The following is a 16,144-nucleotide window of genomic DNA, read 5'->3' as shown; positions in this document are numbered from 1 at the left end:
AGATGAGCGACGTATCCGCCCGCGTTGCCGACTCCACAGGCAACTGGGTGGATACCCATGCGCCGGTCTGGTCGCGGCCCTATCTGAGGCTCGCGCGCTACGACCGGCCGATCGGCTCCTGGCTGCTGTTGATGCCATGCTGGTGGTCGGCGGCACTCGCCGCCGGCGTCGCGCACGATGTTCGCTCGCTCCCGCTCACGGTGCTGCTGTTCTTCATCGGCGCCTTCGTGATGCGCGGCGCGGGCTGCACCTGGAACGACATCACCGATCGCGATCTCGATGCCAAGGTCGAGCGCACGCGGTCGCGGCCGATCCCGGCCGGGCAGGTGACGGTGACGCAGGCCGTGGTCTTCATGGTGCTGCAGGCGCTGATCGGGCTCCTCGTGCTGCTGCAGTTCAACCGCTTTGCGGTCATGACCGGCATCGCCTCGCTGGTGATCGTCGCGATCTACCCGTTCATGAAGCGGATCACTTGGTGGCCGCAGGTCGTGCTCGGCCTCGCCTTCTCCTACGGCGCGCTGATGGGATTTGCGGTGACGCTCGAGCGCATCGATCTGACCGCGATCGCGCTCTACGCCGGATCGATCGCCTGGGTGATCGCCTACGACACCATCTACGCCCATCAGGATGCCGAGGATGATGCGCTGATCGGCGTCAAATCCACCGCGCGCCTGTTCGGCGCGCGCACCCATCGGGCGCTGGTGATTTTCTATGGCCTCGCCGTGCTCTTGATCGGCGTGGCGTTCGCGCTGGCAGGCGCGCGCTGGCCGGCCTGGATCGGCCTTGCGGCGTTTGCGTTGCATCTCGCCTGGCAGGTCCGGCGGCTCGACACCAGCGACCCCGCGCTCTGCCTGCGCATCTTCAAATCCAACCGCGACGCCGGCTTCATCCTGTTCGCGAGCCTGGTCGTCGATGCGGTGATGCGGGCGGGGTAATCGCTGCGTCCTCATACACACTGTCATCGCCCGGCTCGACCGGGCGATCCAGTACGCCGCGGCCCATCGGGTCAAGCACTGCTGTCTCTGGAATACTGGATCACCCGCCTGCGCGGGTGATGACACCGTGTGTTTGACGTATTGAATCGAGCAGCATCCTCATTGTCGTCCCGGCGAAGGCCGGGACCCATAACCACAAATGCTGCTTGTCGTGCGATGCTGGAACGACGAGTCCCTTCAACAACAACCGCCGCAGCGTATGGGTCCCGGCTTTCGCCGGGACGACACCGCTTATGAGGCGAATTGCGATGAAACTTTGAACTCAATCCCGCGCGATGATCTCGCGCTCGTCGCGATGCACGCTGGCTTCGTTGAGACGGAATCCGACGCGGCGGCGGACCAGGAATTTCGGTCTCCGCGCGCGGATCGCGTTGCGGCGGCGGCGGCGCGGGGAGGGTGTCCGCGGTGCCGGCTCGCTCAGTTGCGGCAAACGGAAGATGTCGCTCCACATCTGCCAGGCGGAAGAGATTTCTTCGGCATCCGAACTGGTGCCGAGCGGAATGGAGAGCGCGGGATCGCGGTGCACCAGCACCAGCATCTGCGCGTCGTCGATGCCGCGCACCGCGACGCCGAGGAAATCGCTGACGCGGACATTGACCGCCATCCGCATGCCGAGGACGGCGCGGCGCAGCACGACATGTTCGCGATGAAGCTCGACCTGCCGCATGCCGCCGTCCGCGCGCGCATCCTGCGCGTGGAAGCTGAGCGGAAGGGAAAGAGGGTCGAGCCGCATTGCGCAGCTCGACCCGGCGGAATTGATTCCGCTTGTTGGTGTTTGACGCCTCAAAGCTCTAGTCTCCCCGCCGGGATTATGTTCCCGGTCGATGTGTGAGAGCCTAGCCGACCGATTGCCGTTTCAGCTTAAAAAGCCTGGTTAATCGCTCCTCACCTGGCGCCATGATTGACAAGAGGTTGGCCCGCATGATTGACGAAGCCTTGCGCCGATCACTCAAATCTTTGTTGCCTGCCGGTGCAAAGTGCTTGAATTCCCTGTGAATCCGGCACATCTGGTTAGGTCTGTCGACTTCGTTCCGGGCCCCCCTCAATCCGCAGGAATTCGTTCGTGAACTCTTCACCATCTGCATCGCGACACGGTGATACCTCCGATCTGTTCGACCAATCCGCGCTCAGCGACCTCGCGCAGCGCCTGGTCGATGCCGCCAAGCGCGCGGGCGCCGATGCCGCCGATGCCATCGCGGTGCGCGGCGTCTCGCAAGGCGTCGAGGTGCGCGATGGCCGCGTCGAGGAAACCGAGCGTTCCGAGGGCGACGATGTGGGCCTGCGGGTGTTCGTCGGCCAGCGCCAGGCGGTGGTGTCGACCAACGACGTCACCGGCGACGGGATCGCAAAGCTTGCCGAGCGCGCGGTCGCGATGGCGCGCGTGGCGCCGGACGACAAATATGTCGGCCTGGCCGATCCCGCGCTCCATGCGCATGATTTCCCCGACCTCGATCTGCTCGACCGCAAGGTTCCGACCACGGCCGAGCTCGAGCAGCGCGCCATCGCGGCGGAGGCCGCGGCGCTCGCGGTCAAGGGTGTCACCAAGTCCGGCGGTGCGTCGGCCTCGACCGGGATCGGCGGCATGGTGCTGGTCACGTCGGCCGGTTTCCACGGTTCCTATCTGCGCTCCAGCCACGGCATCTCGACGACCGCGATTTCAGGTGACGGCACCGGCATGGAGCGCGACTACGACTTCACCAGCGCGCCGCATGCGTCCGATCTCGATTCACCCACGACCGTTGGCCGCAAGGCCGGCGAACGCGCGGTGGCGCGGTCGAATCCGCGCAAGGTCGAGACTTGCAAGGTGCCGGTCGTGTTCGATCCGCGGGTTGCCGGCTCGATCGTCGGCCATCTGGTCGGCGCCATCAACGGCGCCTCGATCGCGCGCAAGACCAGCTTCCTGAAGGACAAGCTCGGCGAGCAGCTGTTCTCCAAGGATATCCGCATCATCGACGATCCCTTGCGCGTGCGCGGCCTGCGTTCGCAGACCTTCGATGCCGAGGGCGTCAAGGTGAAGAAGATCGCGCTGATCGACGAAGGCGTGCTGACCACCTGGGTGCTGGACTCCGCGACCGCGCGCGAGCTCGGCCTGGTCACGACAGGGCACGCGCATCGCGGCGTCTCGTCCTCGCCGTCGCCCGGAACCTATAATCTGCATCTCGAGCCCGGTGCGGTGACGCCGAAGGAGCTGATCTCCGACATCAAGCAGGGCTTCTATGTCACCGACCTGATCGGCTCCGGCGTCAACGGCGTGACCGGCGATTACAGCCGCGGCGCGTCCGGCTTCTGGATCGAGAACGGTGAGATCACCTATCCGGTCAGCGAAGTGACCATCGCCGGCCATCTGCTGCCGATGTTCAAGTCGCTGGCCGCCGCCAACGATCTGGAGTTCCGCTACGGCGTCAATTCGCCGACGCTGCGCATCGAGGGTCTGACGCTTGGCGGACGCTGATACGGACGACTGGACCAAGGCGCGCGATGCGGCCTTGCTGACCAGATCGGTGCAGGAGGCGGGCCGGCTCGCATTGTCGCTGTTCCGCACCGAATTGAAGAACTGGATCAAGGGCGCGTCCTCGCCGGTCTCCGAGGCTGACATCGCGGTCAACGATCTGCTGGAGCAGCAGCTGCGTTCGGCGACGGCGGCCTATGGCTGGCTGTCGGAGGAGAGCGCCGATAGCGAGAGCAGGCTCGGCAGGCGCTTCACCTGGATCGTTGATCCGATCGACGGCACCCGCGCCTATCTCGCCGGGCGCGAGGATTGGTGCGTCAGTGTGGCGCTGGTTGAAAATGCATCGCCGGTGCTCGCGGCGGTGTATGCGCCGGTGAGCGAGGAATTCTTCTTCGCCGCCCGCGGGCAGGGCGCCACCCTGAACGACGCCGCCGTGCACGCGACCGCAGGCACCGATTTCAATTTTCCCCGCATGGCGGGACCGAAACCGCTGGTGCAACGGCTCAGCTCGTCGCCTGACGAGATCACGCTGTTTCCGCGGATCGGATCGCTGGCCTTGCGGTTGTGCCGCGTAGCACAAGGTCGACTTGACGCGGCCTTCGCGGGCGGGCAAAGCCGCGACTGGGATCTTGCCGCCGCGAATTTGATCGTGCAGGAAGCGGGTGGTAAGATGACCGCGCTCTCGGGGGAAGCGATTGAGTACAATCGCCGGGAGGTGACGCATGGGGTGCTGGTGGCAGCAGGACGCGAACGTCATGCACGCATTGTCGAGCATTTTCGCAGCCGTCCATTGCCGTGAGGCCTTGCCGATCCGCTCCGCGCTTCCGATTGTGACAACCAGACTTGTTGCGACAGACCTGTGACGACCAGACTTGTGACGACCAGACTTGCGACGACACGACCTGTGACGACCACGACTTCAGTTCTTTGCCGGGCATCTCGTTAGGAAAACCACCATCATGTCAGACAATGCCCAGCCGCAGCTGCTTCACCTCGTTATCGGCGGCGAGTTGACCGATCTCGAGCACAACACCTTCAAGAATCTGGACGAAGTCGAGATCGTCGGCGTCTACCCGAACTACGCGACCGCCTATGCGGCCTGGAAGGCGAAGGCGCAGGCGACGGTGGACAACGCCCAGATGCGCTATTTCGTCGTTCACCTCCACCGGTTGCTCGATCCCGAGCAGGACGCAAAGCATTCCCATTGAAACGACTTCTTCGCGATCTGCTGCGCAGCGGCTTCGTGCAGCGCGCGCTGGGTGTGCTTGCGGCCGAGTATCTGCGGCTGGTGTGGTACACCAACCGCTTCATCTATCAGCCGTCTGACGTCTACGCGATCGTCGAGCCCCTGATGCCGGCGATCTTCGTGTTCTGGCACGGCCAGCACTTCATGACGCCGTTCATCAAGACCAAGGCGAGCTACCGCGCCAAGGTCCTGATCTCCCGCCACCGCGATGGCGAGTTCAACGCCCTCGCGGTGGAGCGGCTCGGCATCGGCACCATCAGGGGTTCCGGCGACCATTCCGGCGCGTTCCATCGCAAGGGCGGCGTCGGGGCCTTCCTCGAGATGGTGCGGACGCTGGAAGACGGCTGCAACATGGCCACCACGGCCGATGTGCCGAAGCGGGCGCGGGTGGCCGGTCTCGGGGCCATCATGCTGGCGCGGGAAACCGGCCGGCCGATCGTCCCCTTTGCGATGGTCACCAGCCGATTCATCCGGTTGAAAAACTGGGATTCGACCACCATCAATTTGCCATTCGGGCGCGGCGCAGTGGTAGGTATTGAGCCGGTCTATGTGCCGCCGGATGCCGACGCCGCGACGATGGAAAAGCTTCGGCAGCACGTGGAGAATCTGCTCAACGAAGCAACCCGGCGCGCCTATGCAGCCGTCGGGCGGCCGGAGGCAACGCTTGGCTAGCTCGCTACCGATGACGTTGCGTGTTTACCGCAAGCTGTCGTCCGCGATGGTGCCGCTCGCGCCTGCCCTGATCAAGCGGCGGCTCAAGCTCGGCAAGGAAGATCCCGAACGCGTCGGCGAGCGGCGTGGCGTCAGCGCCGACACCAGGCCGCAGGGCCCGCTGGTGTGGATCCACGGCGCCAGCGTCGGCGAGGTGCTGGCGGCGGTGGGGCTGATCGAACGGCTGCGCGCGCTCAATCTGCGCATCCTGCTCACTTCGGGGACGGTGACCTCGGCCGCGATCGTCGCCAAGCGTTTTCCGCCCGACGTGATCCATCAATACGTGCCGTATGACTCGCCGCGCTATGTCGCGCGCTTCCTCGATCACTGGCGTCCGTCGCTGGCGCTGTTCATCGAGTCCGATCTGTGGCCGAACCTGATCCTGTCGAGCGCCGCGCGGCGGCTGCCGATGGTCCTGATCAACGGGCGGATGTCGCAGCGCTCGTTCCCGCGCTGGCGCCGGGTCTCCAACACCATCGGGGCGCTGCTCGGTCGGTTCGACATCTGCCTCGCGCAGTCGAAGACCGACGCCGAACGCTTTGCCGCGCTTGGCAGCCACAATGTCGTCGTCACCGGCAACCTCAAGCTCGACGTCGCGGCGCCGCCGGCCGATCCCGCCAAGCTGGAGCGGCTGATGTCGGTGACGCGCGGCCGCGCGATCGTGGTCGCCGCATCCACCCATCCCGGCGAGGAAGAGATCCTGATCGAGGCGCACAAATCGCTCGCCAAATTCTTCCCCGGGCTACTCACGGTGATCGTGCCGCGGCACGCCCATCGCGGTGAGGCGGTCGCACAACTCGTGACGGATGCCGGCCTGCATCCCGGCCTGCGCTCGCACGAGGACCTGCCGGTCGCGACAACAGATATCTACGTCGCCGACACGATGGGCGAGCTCGGCCTGTTCTATCGCCTCGCGCCGATCGTGTTCATGGGCGGCTCGCTGGTCCCGCATGGCGGCCAGAATCCGATCGAGGCGATCAAGCTCGGTGCGGCAATCGTGCACGGCCCGCACGTGTTCAATTTCACCGACGTCTATGAGGCGCTCGATCGTAGCGGCGGCGCGCGGCGCGCCGACGACCGGGACGCGCTGGTCAAGCAGCTCGGCCAGTTCCTCGCCGATCCCGCGTCGCGCGATGCGTCGCTGGTCGCTTCCGAGCGCGTCGTCGAACAGCTCGGTGGTGCGCTGGAGCGCACGGTGACCGCTCTCGAGCCCTATCTGTTGCAGTTGCGGCTCGAGATGGGAGCCGCCAATGCGTGAGCCGGCCTTCTGGCACCGGCCGTCGTCTTGGATCGCATCTCTGTTGAGTCCTCTTGCCGCGCTGTACGGCGCGGTCGCCGCGCGGCGGATGCGGCAATCCGGCGCCGATGCCGGCATTACCGTGATCTGCGTCGGAAATTACCATGTCGGCGGCGCCGGCAAGACGCCGACGGTGCTGGCGCTCGCAAAGCTGCTGCGCGAGCTCGACGAGCGGCCGGTGGTGCTCAGCCGCGGCTATGGCGGCAGGCTTGCCGGACCGGTCAAGGTCGATCGCGAGCGCCACACGGCGGCCGATGTCGGCGACGAACCGCTGATGATGGCAGCGACCTTGCCGGTCGTGGTGTCGCGCGACCGCGCCGCGGGCCTTGCGCTGGCGCGCGCGCAGGATGCCAGCGTGATCCTGATGGATGACGGCTTTCAGAATCCATCCGTGCTCAAGGACGCCTGCCTGATCGTGATCGACGGCGCGCGCGGCGTCGGCAACGGCCGCGTCATTCCGGCAGGCCCGTTGCGCGCACCGCTGTCGCCGCAGCTCGCGCGAACCGACGCGCTGATCGTGGTCGGCGAGGGCAACGCGGCGGCAAAGATCGCGGCCGATCTCGCGTCGCGTGGCAAGCCGGTCTTGTCTTCACACCTGAAGCCGGATCAGGCTTCGCTGGCGGCGCTGCGCGGTACGCGTACGCTCGCCTTTGCCGGCATCGGCGATCCCGCGCGCTTCTTCAACACGCTGCATTCAAGCGGCGTCGATGTCGTGCGCAGCCAGGCTTTCCCCGATCACCACGCCTTCACGGCGGACGAGATCGAACAGCTCACGGCCGACGCGAAAGCTGACGCCTTGACGCTGGTGACGACAGAAAAGGACCTGACGCGGCTGCGCGGTCCGGACGGGATGCAGGCCTCGGCACAGGCGATCGTGCCGTTCGCGGTGACGATGCAATTCGACGATGCTGCCGGGTTGCGGCGCTTCGTAACCGATCAGCTGTTCAAGGCGCGGGACAGGAGGTTGCGTAGATGAACTCAGGCCTGCGGCTTGAGCACGCCGGGATGGTGGCGCTGCAGCACGGCGGTCGGCGTGGCGTAGGCCTCCTGCAGGTCGACGCTCCAGTACTTCAGCTCGTCGAGCGGAATTCGGACGTCGGTGATGGCACAGCGCACAAAGGTGCCGGGCGAGACCACGCGGAAATCGCCGTCGAGATATTGCACCTGCGCTTCGCCATGGCCCGAGGGACCGAACTTGTTCAGCACGTTTGAGCTCTCCGCCTTACCTCTGATAAAGGCGCCTCCGATGAGGCAGCCTTAATGTTCATGAAGCCGTCTATCACAGATAGGGTGTCATGTCCGCCCGTTAAACCACCGACTTGTGATGATTTGGCGGCGGAAGCGCATGGTAGCGTTGCGGATGTGGTCCGCTGTGTTTGCAGCGCCATGACGAGCCGGCCGGATCGGATGCGCCTCAAGTCAGTTTTCATGTGCCTCGCGATGCTTGCCGTGCCGGCCGCGGCCGCGGCGCCGCTGCCGGCCCCGCGTCAGGTCGAGATTCCCGAAGGCAATGTCACGCTGCACGCGCAGCTCTACCGGCCCGACGGCGACGGCCCGTTCCCGACGGTTATCGCGCTGCATGGCTGCGGCGGTCTCGCCGGCCGTTCCGAGGCCGTGCTGCCGCGCTACCGCGACTGGGCCGAGCAGCTGCTCACGTCAGGGCATGCGGTGCTGCTGCCGGACAGCTACGGCTCGCGCGAGCTGGGTCCGCAGTGCCGCATCAGGGAACACCAGGTCCAGACCCGCCGTGCCCGGGTTGCGGACATCAACGCCGCGCGGCAGTGGCTGGTGCAGCAGAAATGGGTGGCGAAGAGCCGCATCAGCCTGATCGGCTGGGGCAATGGCGCGGCCGCCTTGCTGTGGGCGGTGCGGCCGCAGATGTGGTCGCGCAATGGCGAGCCGGACTTTCGCTCGGCGGTCGCGTTCTATCCGGATTGCCGCACCTCGTTCGGTCTCGGCTGGAGCGCGCGGGTGCCGACGCTGGTTCTGATCGGCGCGCGCGACGATGTGACGTCATCATCGGCCTGCCACCAGATGGTCGACGGCGCGCGCGGCCGCAGCGCGCTGGCGCGGATCGTGGTCTATCCCGAGGCCTATCACGATTTCGACCGTGCCAATTTGCCGCTGCATGCGGTTGCGGCCTCCGACGCCGAGATCGCCGAACGCGGCCATATCGGTACCGATGCGGATGCGCGCAAGGACGCGCAGAAGCAGGTCGCGGAGTGGCTGTCGCGCTAGTCTAAAACAAGCTGCCCTGGTCGACCGGCTTGGTGACGCGCTTCGGCGCCGCCGGTTTTGCTTCGCGCGGCTTCGGTTGGCTCTCGGGCGTTGCCGTCGCTGCCGGCTGATCGGCGTTCGTGGTGGCGGCGACGCGGCCATCGGCGAACTCGATCGACACGTCGGCGTTGGGGCCGACCGCCGCGGCGGAATGGATCGCGTGTCCCTGCGCATCGCGCACCAGCGCGAAGCCGCGCGCCAGCACGCCGCGATAGGACAGCGCCGACAGCAGCTGGCTGCGATGGGCGACCCGCGCCTCGAGCCGTTGCATCGTCGTCAGTAGCGCGCGGCGGGCGCGCTCGGCGAGGCGGTGGGTGCGCTCGAGATCGCGGGCGATCGCGTTGCGCTGGGCCTTGGCATTGGCGAGCTTCGAGGCCTTGAGCCGGATCTCGAGCCCGCTGAAGCGCTCACGCCTGCGATGCAGCAGCGCGCGCGCCGACAGCGTGACGCGCTCGCCGGATGCGGTGAGCCGTTGCCTTGCATGCGCGACCTGGCCGCGCAGCACGCCGATGGTGAGGCGCGAGCTCGACGCGGCAAAGCGGCGGAAATGCGCGTGCGTATTGGCCTTCAGCCCGCGCGGCAGCCCGGCCGCGAGATGATCGAGTCGCTGCCGCGGGATCGCCAGCAGTTCGTTCGCCGCCGGCAGCGCGCGCGCCGCAGCACGCAGCTCGGTGCGGCGGGCCTCCTGGGCACGCTGCCAGCACACCATGGTGCGGCGGGCCAGCGCCTGGACCTCGACGAACAGCTCGCTGCGCACCGGCACCGCCATTTCGGCGGCCGCGGTCGGCGTCGGCGCGCGCTTGTCGGCGACGAAGTCGATCAGCGTGATATCGGTCTCGTGGCCGACCGCCGAGATCAGCGGGATGTGGCTCTCGGACGCGGCGCGGACCACGATCTCCTCGTTGAACGACCAGAGGTCCTCCAGCGAGCCGCCGCCGCGCGCGACGATCAGCAGATCAGGCCGCGGGATCCGGCCGCCCTCCGGCAGCGCGTTGAAGCCGCGGATCGCGGCCGCGACCTGCTCGGCCGAGCCGTCGCCCTGCACCTTGACCGGCCAGACCAGCACCCGGCGGGGAAAGCGGTCTTCCAGCCGGTGCAGGATGTCGCGGATCACAGCGCCGGTCGGCGAGGTGACGACGCCGATCACCTCGGGCAGCCAGGGCAACAGCTGCTTGCGGGCCTCGTCGAACAGGCCTTCGGCCGCGAGCTTCTTCTTGCGCTCCTCCATCAGCGCCATCAGCGCGCCGACGCCGGCCGGCTCCAGCGAGTCGATGACGATCTGGTACTTCGAGGAGTTCGGATAGGTGGTCAGTTTGCCGGTGGCGATGACCTCGAGCCCTTCCTGCGGCTTGAAGCGCATCCTTGCGTGGGCGAACTTCCAGATCACCGCCTCGATCTTGGCGCTCTCGTCCTTCAGCGCGAAATAGCAGTGGCCGGAGGAGTGGGGCCCGCGAAAGCCGGAGATCTCGCCGCGGACGCGGACATGGCCGAACCGGTCCTCCACCGTCCGCTTCAGGGCGGAAGAGAGTTCCGAGACGGTGAATTCGGGCGCGTTGACGAGATTCGGCGCGGCAGCAGTCATTTGCAGGTGATTCGGCTGTTTGTGAGCTTCACCGCAACGTAGGGACTTTTGCCCGCCATCGCCAATGCGCGCGCTTGTTTGTCCATATACTCTGTGATATAGAGTTCTCTGTAATAGGCTAATATACGAGCAGGCCGGAGGGCTGACCGATGATCCCGCAGGCGATGTTGGCAGGTTTGGTCCATTCCGCGGCCGGCGCGGTCCACGCCATCGTGGCGATGCTGTGCATCGGCGTCGGGCTGATCCAGTTCCTGCGGCCAAAGCGCGGCGCGGGCCACCGGGCGCGCGGCTATTTCTACGTCTATGCCATGCTGGTCGCCGACGGGACCGCGATGCTGGTCTATCGGTTCACCGGCACCTTCAACCTGTTCCATGTCGGCGCAATCGTGAACTTCGCCTGCATCGTGGCGGCGATTGTTCCGCTGCTGCGCTGCCCGCGCCCGGTGACCTGGCGACTGCAGCACTACACCTTCATCTCCTGGTCCTATGTGTCGCTGATGTCGGCGGCGGCAACGGAAATCGCGGCGCGCGTGCTGCCGCTGACGACGCGCGGACAGGTCGGGCTGGTGGCATTGGTGCTGTCGATCGCGACCATGACGCTCGCCTATGTCCTGATCGGCAAATATCGTCCGCCGGCGGAAACACCCCCGCTTGCCGCTGAGCTCGCCGAGCAGAGTGGGGTGCCGTCATGATCGACAGCCAGCAGGCCAGCGCGGCGCTGAACGACATCAACGATATCGTGCATCGCGTCCGCCAATCGCAAATCTACCAGACCGCCAGTCTGATCATCATCATGTGGGGCGTGTTGGTCTTCCTGGGCTACATCGCCAACTACACATGGCCGCCTCGGGGCTATGCGATCTGGGCCGTCGTCGACCTCGTCGGCATCGCGGGCTCGATCGGGATTGCCGCGTTCAGCGGTACAGGTCCGGGGGCGGGCGCCTTCGCCATCCGGTTGCTGATGGCGTTCCTGCTGTTCATCGCATTCGGCATTTTCTGCTCGGTGGTGCTGGGTCATTTCGGGCCGCGCCAGATGCTGGTGTTCTGGCCGGTCTTCACAATGCTGTTCTACGCACTCGCCGGCCTGTGGTTCGGCTACGCCTTCATCGTGATCGCGCTCTGCAGCAGTGCCCTAATCGTGATCGGCTATTTCTACGCCGGCCCGGCGCTGCTGTTGTGGATGGCGCTGGTGCATGGCGGCGCGCTGGTTCTCGGCGGGCTCTGGATGCGCCGGATCTGACGCGATGGCCGAACTCGACGAGATCATCCACCAGCCGCTGCGGCTGCGCATCATGGCGGCGCTCAATGCGCTGCCGGTTTCGACCGGGCTCGAATTCGCCCGGCTGAAGAAGCTGACCGGCGCCACCGACGGCAATCTCGGTGCCCATATCGAGACGCTGGCGAGGGCCGGCTATGTTGCGGTCGACAAAGCCTTCGTCGGCAAGAAGCCGCAGACCACGGTGACCGCGACCGCGGCCGGCCGAGGTGCATTTGCCCGCCATGTCGCGACCCTGCAGGAGATCATCGCCGGCAAGCAGCCGTGAGGTCCGAATGACGGGGGAATCGGCCCGGTCGCCCCTTGCGGGCCGGCGGGGATCGTGCGACCGACACAGCTCTTGCACCCTTTTGAGCCTGTACCTGATGAACATCCTTCTGCTCGGTTCCGGTGGCCGCGAACATGCGCTGGCGTGGAAGATCGCCGCATCCCCGCTGGTCGAAAAACTCTGGTGCGCGCCGGGCAATGCCGGGATCGCGCGCGAGGCCGAATGCGTTGCGCTCGATGTCGCCGACCATGCCGCTGTTATCGAGTTCTGCCGGCGCAATGCAGTCGATCTGGTGGTGGTCGGACCGGAGACGCCGCTCGCCGCCGGCATCGTCGACGATCTCGCCGCTGATGGCATCAAGGCGTTCGGGCCGAGCAAGCAGGCCGCGCAGCTCGAAGGCTCGAAAGGTTTCACGAAGGACCTCTGCAGCGAGTTCAGCATTCCGACCGGCGCCTATCGCCGCTTCGACAATGCCAGGGATGCGCTAGCCTATGTCCGCGCCCAGGGTGCGCCGATTGTCGTCAAGGCCGACGGGCTCGCCGCCGGCAAGGGCGTCGTCGTGGCGCAGACGCTGCCCGAGGCTGAGGCCGCCATTGCGATGATGTTCGAGGGCGGGTTCGGCTCGGCCGGCGCCGAGGTCGTGATCGAGGAGTTCCTCTCGGGCCGCGAGATCAGCTTCTTCGCGCTGTGCGACGGCGAGACCGCGATCCCGCTCGCGACCGCGCAGGACCACAAGCGGGTGTTCGATCACGACAAGGGACCGAACACCGGCGGCATGGGCGCCTATTCGCCGACGCCGTTCGCGACGCCTGAGGTCCACGACCAGATCATGATGCGGATCATCCTGCCGACGGTGGCCGGGATGAAGAGCCGCGGCATCCCGTTCAAGGGCGTGCTTTACGCCGGCGTGATGCTGACCGCGCAGGGTCCAAAGCTGTTCGAATACAATGTCCGGTTCGGCGATCCGGAGTGCCAGGTGATGATGCTGCGGATGATGTCGGACATCGTGCCGGCGCTGCTCGCCTCGATCGACGGGCAGTTGAAGAATTTCGATCTGCGCTGGTACCCGGACCCGGCGCTGACCGTGGTGATGGCGGCAAAGGGCTATCCCGGCGACTACATCAAGGGCACGCGGATCGATGGGCTCGATAACGCCGCCAAGGTCGAGGGTGTCGAGATCTTCCACGCCGGCACGGTGGCGAAGGATGGCGCAATCCTCGCCAATGGCGGCCGCGTGCTGAATGTCTGCGCGATGGGCAAGACGGTCACCGCCGCGCGCGACCGCGCCTACCAGGCCGTCGATCGCATCAAATGGCCGGAAGGATTCTGCCGCCGCGACATCGCCTGGCAGGCGGTGGAGACGGAGAAGGGCTAGCCGTCATTCCGGACGACGCGCATCGCGCGTCGATCCGGAATCTCGATGTTGCAGGCACCGACTTCCGTTGGCTCGAGATTCCGGGTTCGGCGCGTTGCGCCGCCCCGGAATGACGGAATGTGGTCAGAGCAAATCCCCGCCCGCGGCGCTGGCCGTTGTGCCGTGCTCGCGGAACGCCTTGATGACGTTCTTGCCGATCTTCCACTTGTGCACTTCATCCGGACCGTCGACCAGCCGCTGCGAGCGCACCTGGGTGTACCACTTCGCCAGCGGCGTATCCTGGCTGAAGCCGAGTGCGCCGTGCAGCTGGATCGCGGTGTCGATCACCTTGTGCACCATGTGGGCGTGGAAGATCTTGGCGATCGAGTTCTCCTGGCGGATGTCGAGGCCCTTCTCGGCCTTGTAGGCAATGTGCAGCAGCATCAGCCGGCCGATATAGAGCTCGCTCGCGCAATCGGCGAGCATGAACTGCACCGCCTGGCGGTCGGCCAGCAACTGGCCGAAGGTCGAGCGCTTGGTGACGTGCGCTGCCGCCATGTCGAGCGCGCGCTGCGCCTTGGCGACGTTGTGCATGCCGTGGCGCAGCCGGCCGTAGGCGAGGCGGTGCTGGCCCATGTTGAAGCCGTTGCCCTCACCGCCGAGCAGGTTGTCGGCCGGCACCTTCAGATCCTTGATCTCGATCTCGGAGTGGCCGCCATGGATCACGTCGTCATGCGGGCCCTCGATCGCCATGTTGGCGACGTTGCGCTTGATGCGGTAGCCGGGGTTGGGCAGCTCGACGATGAAGGTCGAATATTGCTTGTGGCGCGGCGCGTTCGGATCGGTCTTCGCCATGACCAGCGCGAGGTCGGCGACGCTCGCCGAGGAGGAGAACCATTTCTCGCCGTTGAGGATGTAGTTCTCGTTGCCGTCCTTCACCGCCGTGGTCTGCATGCCGGTGGCATCGGCGCCGGCGGCCTTCTCCGTCATCGAGAAGCAGATCCGCTTCTCGCCGTTCAGCAGGGGCTTGAGGAATTTCTCCTTCTGGTGCTCGGTGCCATGCGCCAGGATCGTCATCATCGAGGCGTCGTCCGGGCCCTGCGTGTTCATCGAGAGCGCGCCGAGCATGCTCTCGCCGAGCTCCATCTGCACCAAAGCGTTGGCGAGCGGGCCGAGGCCCATACCGCCATACTCCTTCGGCACGAAGGGGCACCACAGGCCCTGCGCGCGGGCCTTCTTCCGCAGCGGTCCCAGCACCTCGGCAAGCGGCTTGGTGTCGAGTTCCTTTTCCGCCGGAATGCACTCGTCATGCACGAATTTGCGAACCTTCTCGCGGATCGCCTTGGCCTCGGCGGGAATCTCGAAATCGATCGACATGGCACTTCCTCGTTTCGTGTTGTTGTTGGCAGGACCGCAGGATGGCATAAACCAGGCCAGCGGCAACGCCGAACAAAGTTTGAAGCACGGCGCACGCGGCCGGGAGGAGCTACCGATGCCTGATCTCGCTGATCTTTTTCCCGGCTATGAGTCGAAATGGATCAACACCTCGCAGGGCCGCATCTTCGCCCGCGTCGGCGGCAAGGGCCCGCCCTTGCTGCTGCTGCACGGCTTCTCCTCGACGCATGTGATGTGGCACACCGTTGCGCCGAAACTTGACGATAAGTTCACGCTGATCATCGCCGACCTGCCGGGCTACGGCTGGTCCGATATGCCCGAGAGCGACAAGGATCATACGCCCTATACCAAGCGCGCCTGGGCGAAGACCATGGTCGAGGCCATGGAGCAGCTCGGTCATGTGCATTTCGCTCTCGGCGGTCACGACCGCGGCGGCCGAGTGTCGTATCGGTTGGCACTCGATCATCCCGGCCGGCTGTCGAAGCTCGCGGTGCTCGATATCGCGCCGACCTATGATTACTGGCAGAAGCTCAATCGGCTGTCGGCGCTCAAGATCTACCATTGGGCGTTCCTGGCGCAGCCCTATCCGCTGCCGGAGACGCTGATCTCGGGCAACGGCGAATTCTTCCTCAAGGAGAAGATGGCGAGCCAGACCCGGACCAAGACGCTGGAGGCGATCGATCCGCGCGCGCTCGAACATTACCTCGCGCCGTTCCGCGATCCCGCCCGCATCCACGCGATGTGCGAGGACTATCGCGCCGGCGCCTATGCCGATTACGAGATCGACAAGGCCGATGTCGACGCCGGCAAGAAGATCACGATCCCGATGCTGGCGCTGTGGGGCGACGCCGGCGTTGCCAGCGCGGCCACGACGCCGCTCGACACCTGGAAGAACTGGGCCACCAATGTCAGCGGCGCGCCGGTGGCGTCAGGGCATTTTCTGCCCGAGGAAGCGCCGGACGCAACCGCGAAGCTGCTGCGGGAGTTTTTCCTGGCGGGGTAGCGCTGTTCGTGCTCCGTCATCCTGAGGAGCGCGCTCTTGCGCGCGTCTCGAAGGATGCACGGCCCGGCCGGTGGCCGTCGATCCTTCGAGACGCGCTACGCGCTCCTCAGGATGACGGGGGTGCATGGGCGCCCGCTGATAGCTTCGTAGCCCGGATGCAGCGAAGCGAAATCCGGGACGGTCTCCGCGGATGGGTTGCTCCCGGATTGCGCTTCGCTTCATCCGGGCTTCTGTAACGGGCCTTGGTTAGTCAATCCCTTTTCGCGTCATCCACTCGCCGGGCACTTGCTT

Annotated in this window: 17 protein-coding genes; 13 read left to right on the top strand and 4 right to left on the bottom strand. The window is 65.9% G+C overall.

The window, feature by feature from the left end; all coding sequences use genetic code 11:
* Window positions 1-2: 2 nt before the first annotated feature.
* Window positions 3-935 (top strand): 4-hydroxybenzoate octaprenyltransferase, encoded by a 933-nt coding sequence (ubiA, locus tag QMZ05_RS15915; RefSeq protein ID WP_353701610.1) that lies wholly within the window; start codon window positions 3-5, stop codon window positions 933-935.
* A gap of 322 nt (window positions 936-1,257) precedes the next feature.
* Here the strand turns inward: ubiA and QMZ05_RS15910 are convergent, their stop codons facing one another.
* Entirely contained in the window at window positions 1,258-1,782 is a 525-nt protein-coding gene (locus tag QMZ05_RS15910) for a DUF6101 family protein (RefSeq protein WP_353701609.1), read from the bottom strand.
* A 276-nt stretch (window positions 1,783-2,058) separates the two neighbouring features.
* On the opposite strand from QMZ05_RS15910, the gene QMZ05_RS15905 reads away from it, so the two are divergent.
* The 6 genes from QMZ05_RS15905 (at window position 2,059) to lpxK (ending at window position 7,674) form a co-directional block, all read left to right on the top strand.
* Window positions 2,059-3,447, top strand: a complete 1,389-nt coding sequence (locus tag QMZ05_RS15905) for a TldD/PmbA family protein (RefSeq protein ID WP_353701608.1) — start codon at window positions 2,059-2,061, stop codon at window positions 3,445-3,447.
* A complete protein-coding gene (locus QMZ05_RS15900; protein ID WP_353701607.1) occupies window positions 3,434-4,243 on the top strand; it encodes a 3'(2'),5'-bisphosphate nucleotidase CysQ in 810 nt (269 codons plus the stop codon). The genes QMZ05_RS15905 and QMZ05_RS15900 overlap by 14 nt, the downstream gene beginning before the upstream one ends.
* Before the next feature lie 160 nt (window positions 4,244-4,403).
* Window positions 4,404-4,652 (top strand): DUF4170 domain-containing protein, encoded by a 249-nt coding sequence (locus QMZ05_RS15895; protein ID WP_050403683.1) that lies wholly within the window; start codon window positions 4,404-4,406, stop codon window positions 4,650-4,652.
* Entirely contained in the window at window positions 4,649-5,362 is a 714-nt protein-coding gene (locus tag QMZ05_RS15890; protein WP_050426070.1) for a lysophospholipid acyltransferase family protein, read from the top strand. Before QMZ05_RS15895 ends, QMZ05_RS15890 begins: the two co-directional genes overlap by 4 nt.
* Window positions 5,325-6,659 (top strand): 3-deoxy-D-manno-octulosonic acid transferase, encoded by a 1,335-nt coding sequence (locus QMZ05_RS15885; protein ID WP_353701606.1) that lies wholly within the window; start codon window positions 5,325-5,327, stop codon window positions 6,657-6,659. The genes QMZ05_RS15890 and QMZ05_RS15885 overlap by 38 nt, the downstream gene beginning before the upstream one ends.
* Complete coding sequence (lpxK, locus tag QMZ05_RS15880; RefSeq protein WP_353701605.1) at window positions 6,652-7,674, top strand: tetraacyldisaccharide 4'-kinase; 1,023 nt, start codon at window positions 6,652-6,654, stop codon at window positions 7,672-7,674. The genes QMZ05_RS15885 and lpxK overlap by 8 nt, the downstream gene beginning before the upstream one ends.
* 2 nt (window positions 7,675-7,676) lie before the next feature.
* On the opposite strand, the gene QMZ05_RS15875 is transcribed toward lpxK, so the two are convergent.
* Window positions 7,677-7,904 carry a DUF2093 domain-containing protein gene (locus QMZ05_RS15875; RefSeq protein ID WP_279708158.1) on the bottom strand — a complete coding sequence of 76 codons (228 nt, stop codon included), beginning with the start codon at window positions 7,902-7,904 and terminating at the stop codon, window positions 7,677-7,679.
* 201 nt (window positions 7,905-8,105) lie between these two features.
* Here QMZ05_RS15875 and QMZ05_RS15870 point away from each other — a divergent pair, with 201 nt between their 5' ends.
* Window positions 8,106-8,936, top strand: a complete 831-nt coding sequence (locus tag QMZ05_RS15870) for a dienelactone hydrolase family protein (protein WP_353701604.1) — start codon at window positions 8,106-8,108, stop codon at window positions 8,934-8,936.
* Between the two features lies 1 nt (window position 8,937).
* Here the strand turns inward: QMZ05_RS15870 and xseA are convergent, their stop codons facing one another.
* On the bottom strand, window positions 8,938-10,557 hold the full coding sequence (xseA, locus tag QMZ05_RS15865) for an exodeoxyribonuclease VII large subunit (protein WP_353701603.1): 1,620 nt from the start codon (window positions 10,555-10,557) through the stop codon (window positions 8,938-8,940).
* A gap of 149 nt (window positions 10,558-10,706) precedes the next feature.
* Between xseA and QMZ05_RS15860 the strand changes: the two genes are divergently transcribed.
* The 4 genes from QMZ05_RS15860 (at window position 10,707) to purD (ending at window position 13,476) form a co-directional block, all read left to right on the top strand.
* On the top strand, window positions 10,707-11,249 hold the full coding sequence (locus QMZ05_RS15860; RefSeq protein ID WP_353701602.1) for a DUF2306 domain-containing protein: 543 nt from the start codon (window positions 10,707-10,709) through the stop codon (window positions 11,247-11,249).
* A complete protein-coding gene (locus QMZ05_RS15855; protein ID WP_353701601.1) occupies window positions 11,246-11,797 on the top strand; it encodes a hypothetical protein in 552 nt (183 codons plus the stop codon). Before QMZ05_RS15860 ends, QMZ05_RS15855 begins: the two co-directional genes overlap by 4 nt.
* Before the next feature lie 4 nt (window positions 11,798-11,801).
* Entirely contained in the window at window positions 11,802-12,101 is a 300-nt protein-coding gene (locus QMZ05_RS15850; protein WP_021077293.1) for a transcriptional regulator, read from the top strand.
* A 97-nt stretch (window positions 12,102-12,198) separates the two neighbouring features.
* On the top strand, window positions 12,199-13,476 hold the full coding sequence (purD, locus tag QMZ05_RS15845) for a phosphoribosylamine--glycine ligase (protein WP_353701600.1): 1,278 nt from the start codon (window positions 12,199-12,201) through the stop codon (window positions 13,474-13,476).
* Window positions 13,477-13,599: 123 nt separating this feature from the next.
* On the opposite strand, the gene QMZ05_RS15840 is transcribed toward purD, so the two are convergent.
* Entirely contained in the window at window positions 13,600-14,832 is a 1,233-nt protein-coding gene (locus QMZ05_RS15840; protein ID WP_253604254.1) for an acyl-CoA dehydrogenase family protein, read from the bottom strand.
* Window positions 14,833-14,947: 115 nt separating this feature from the next.
* Between QMZ05_RS15840 and QMZ05_RS15835 the strand changes: the two genes are divergently transcribed.
* Window positions 14,948-15,853 carry an alpha/beta hydrolase gene (locus QMZ05_RS15835; RefSeq protein ID WP_353701599.1) on the top strand — a complete coding sequence of 302 codons (906 nt, stop codon included), beginning with the start codon at window positions 14,948-14,950 and terminating at the stop codon, window positions 15,851-15,853.
* The last annotated feature ends 291 nt before the right edge of the window (window positions 15,854-16,144 follow it).

It is taken from the genome of Bradyrhizobium sp. INPA03-11B (assembly GCF_040446015.1).
In the GTDB taxonomy this organism is placed as follows: domain Bacteria; phylum Pseudomonadota; class Alphaproteobacteria; order Rhizobiales; family Xanthobacteraceae; genus Bradyrhizobium; species Bradyrhizobium macuxiense_A.
Note: the sequence above shows the minus strand (reverse complement) of the source record. Positions and strands in the feature narration are given on the sequence as shown.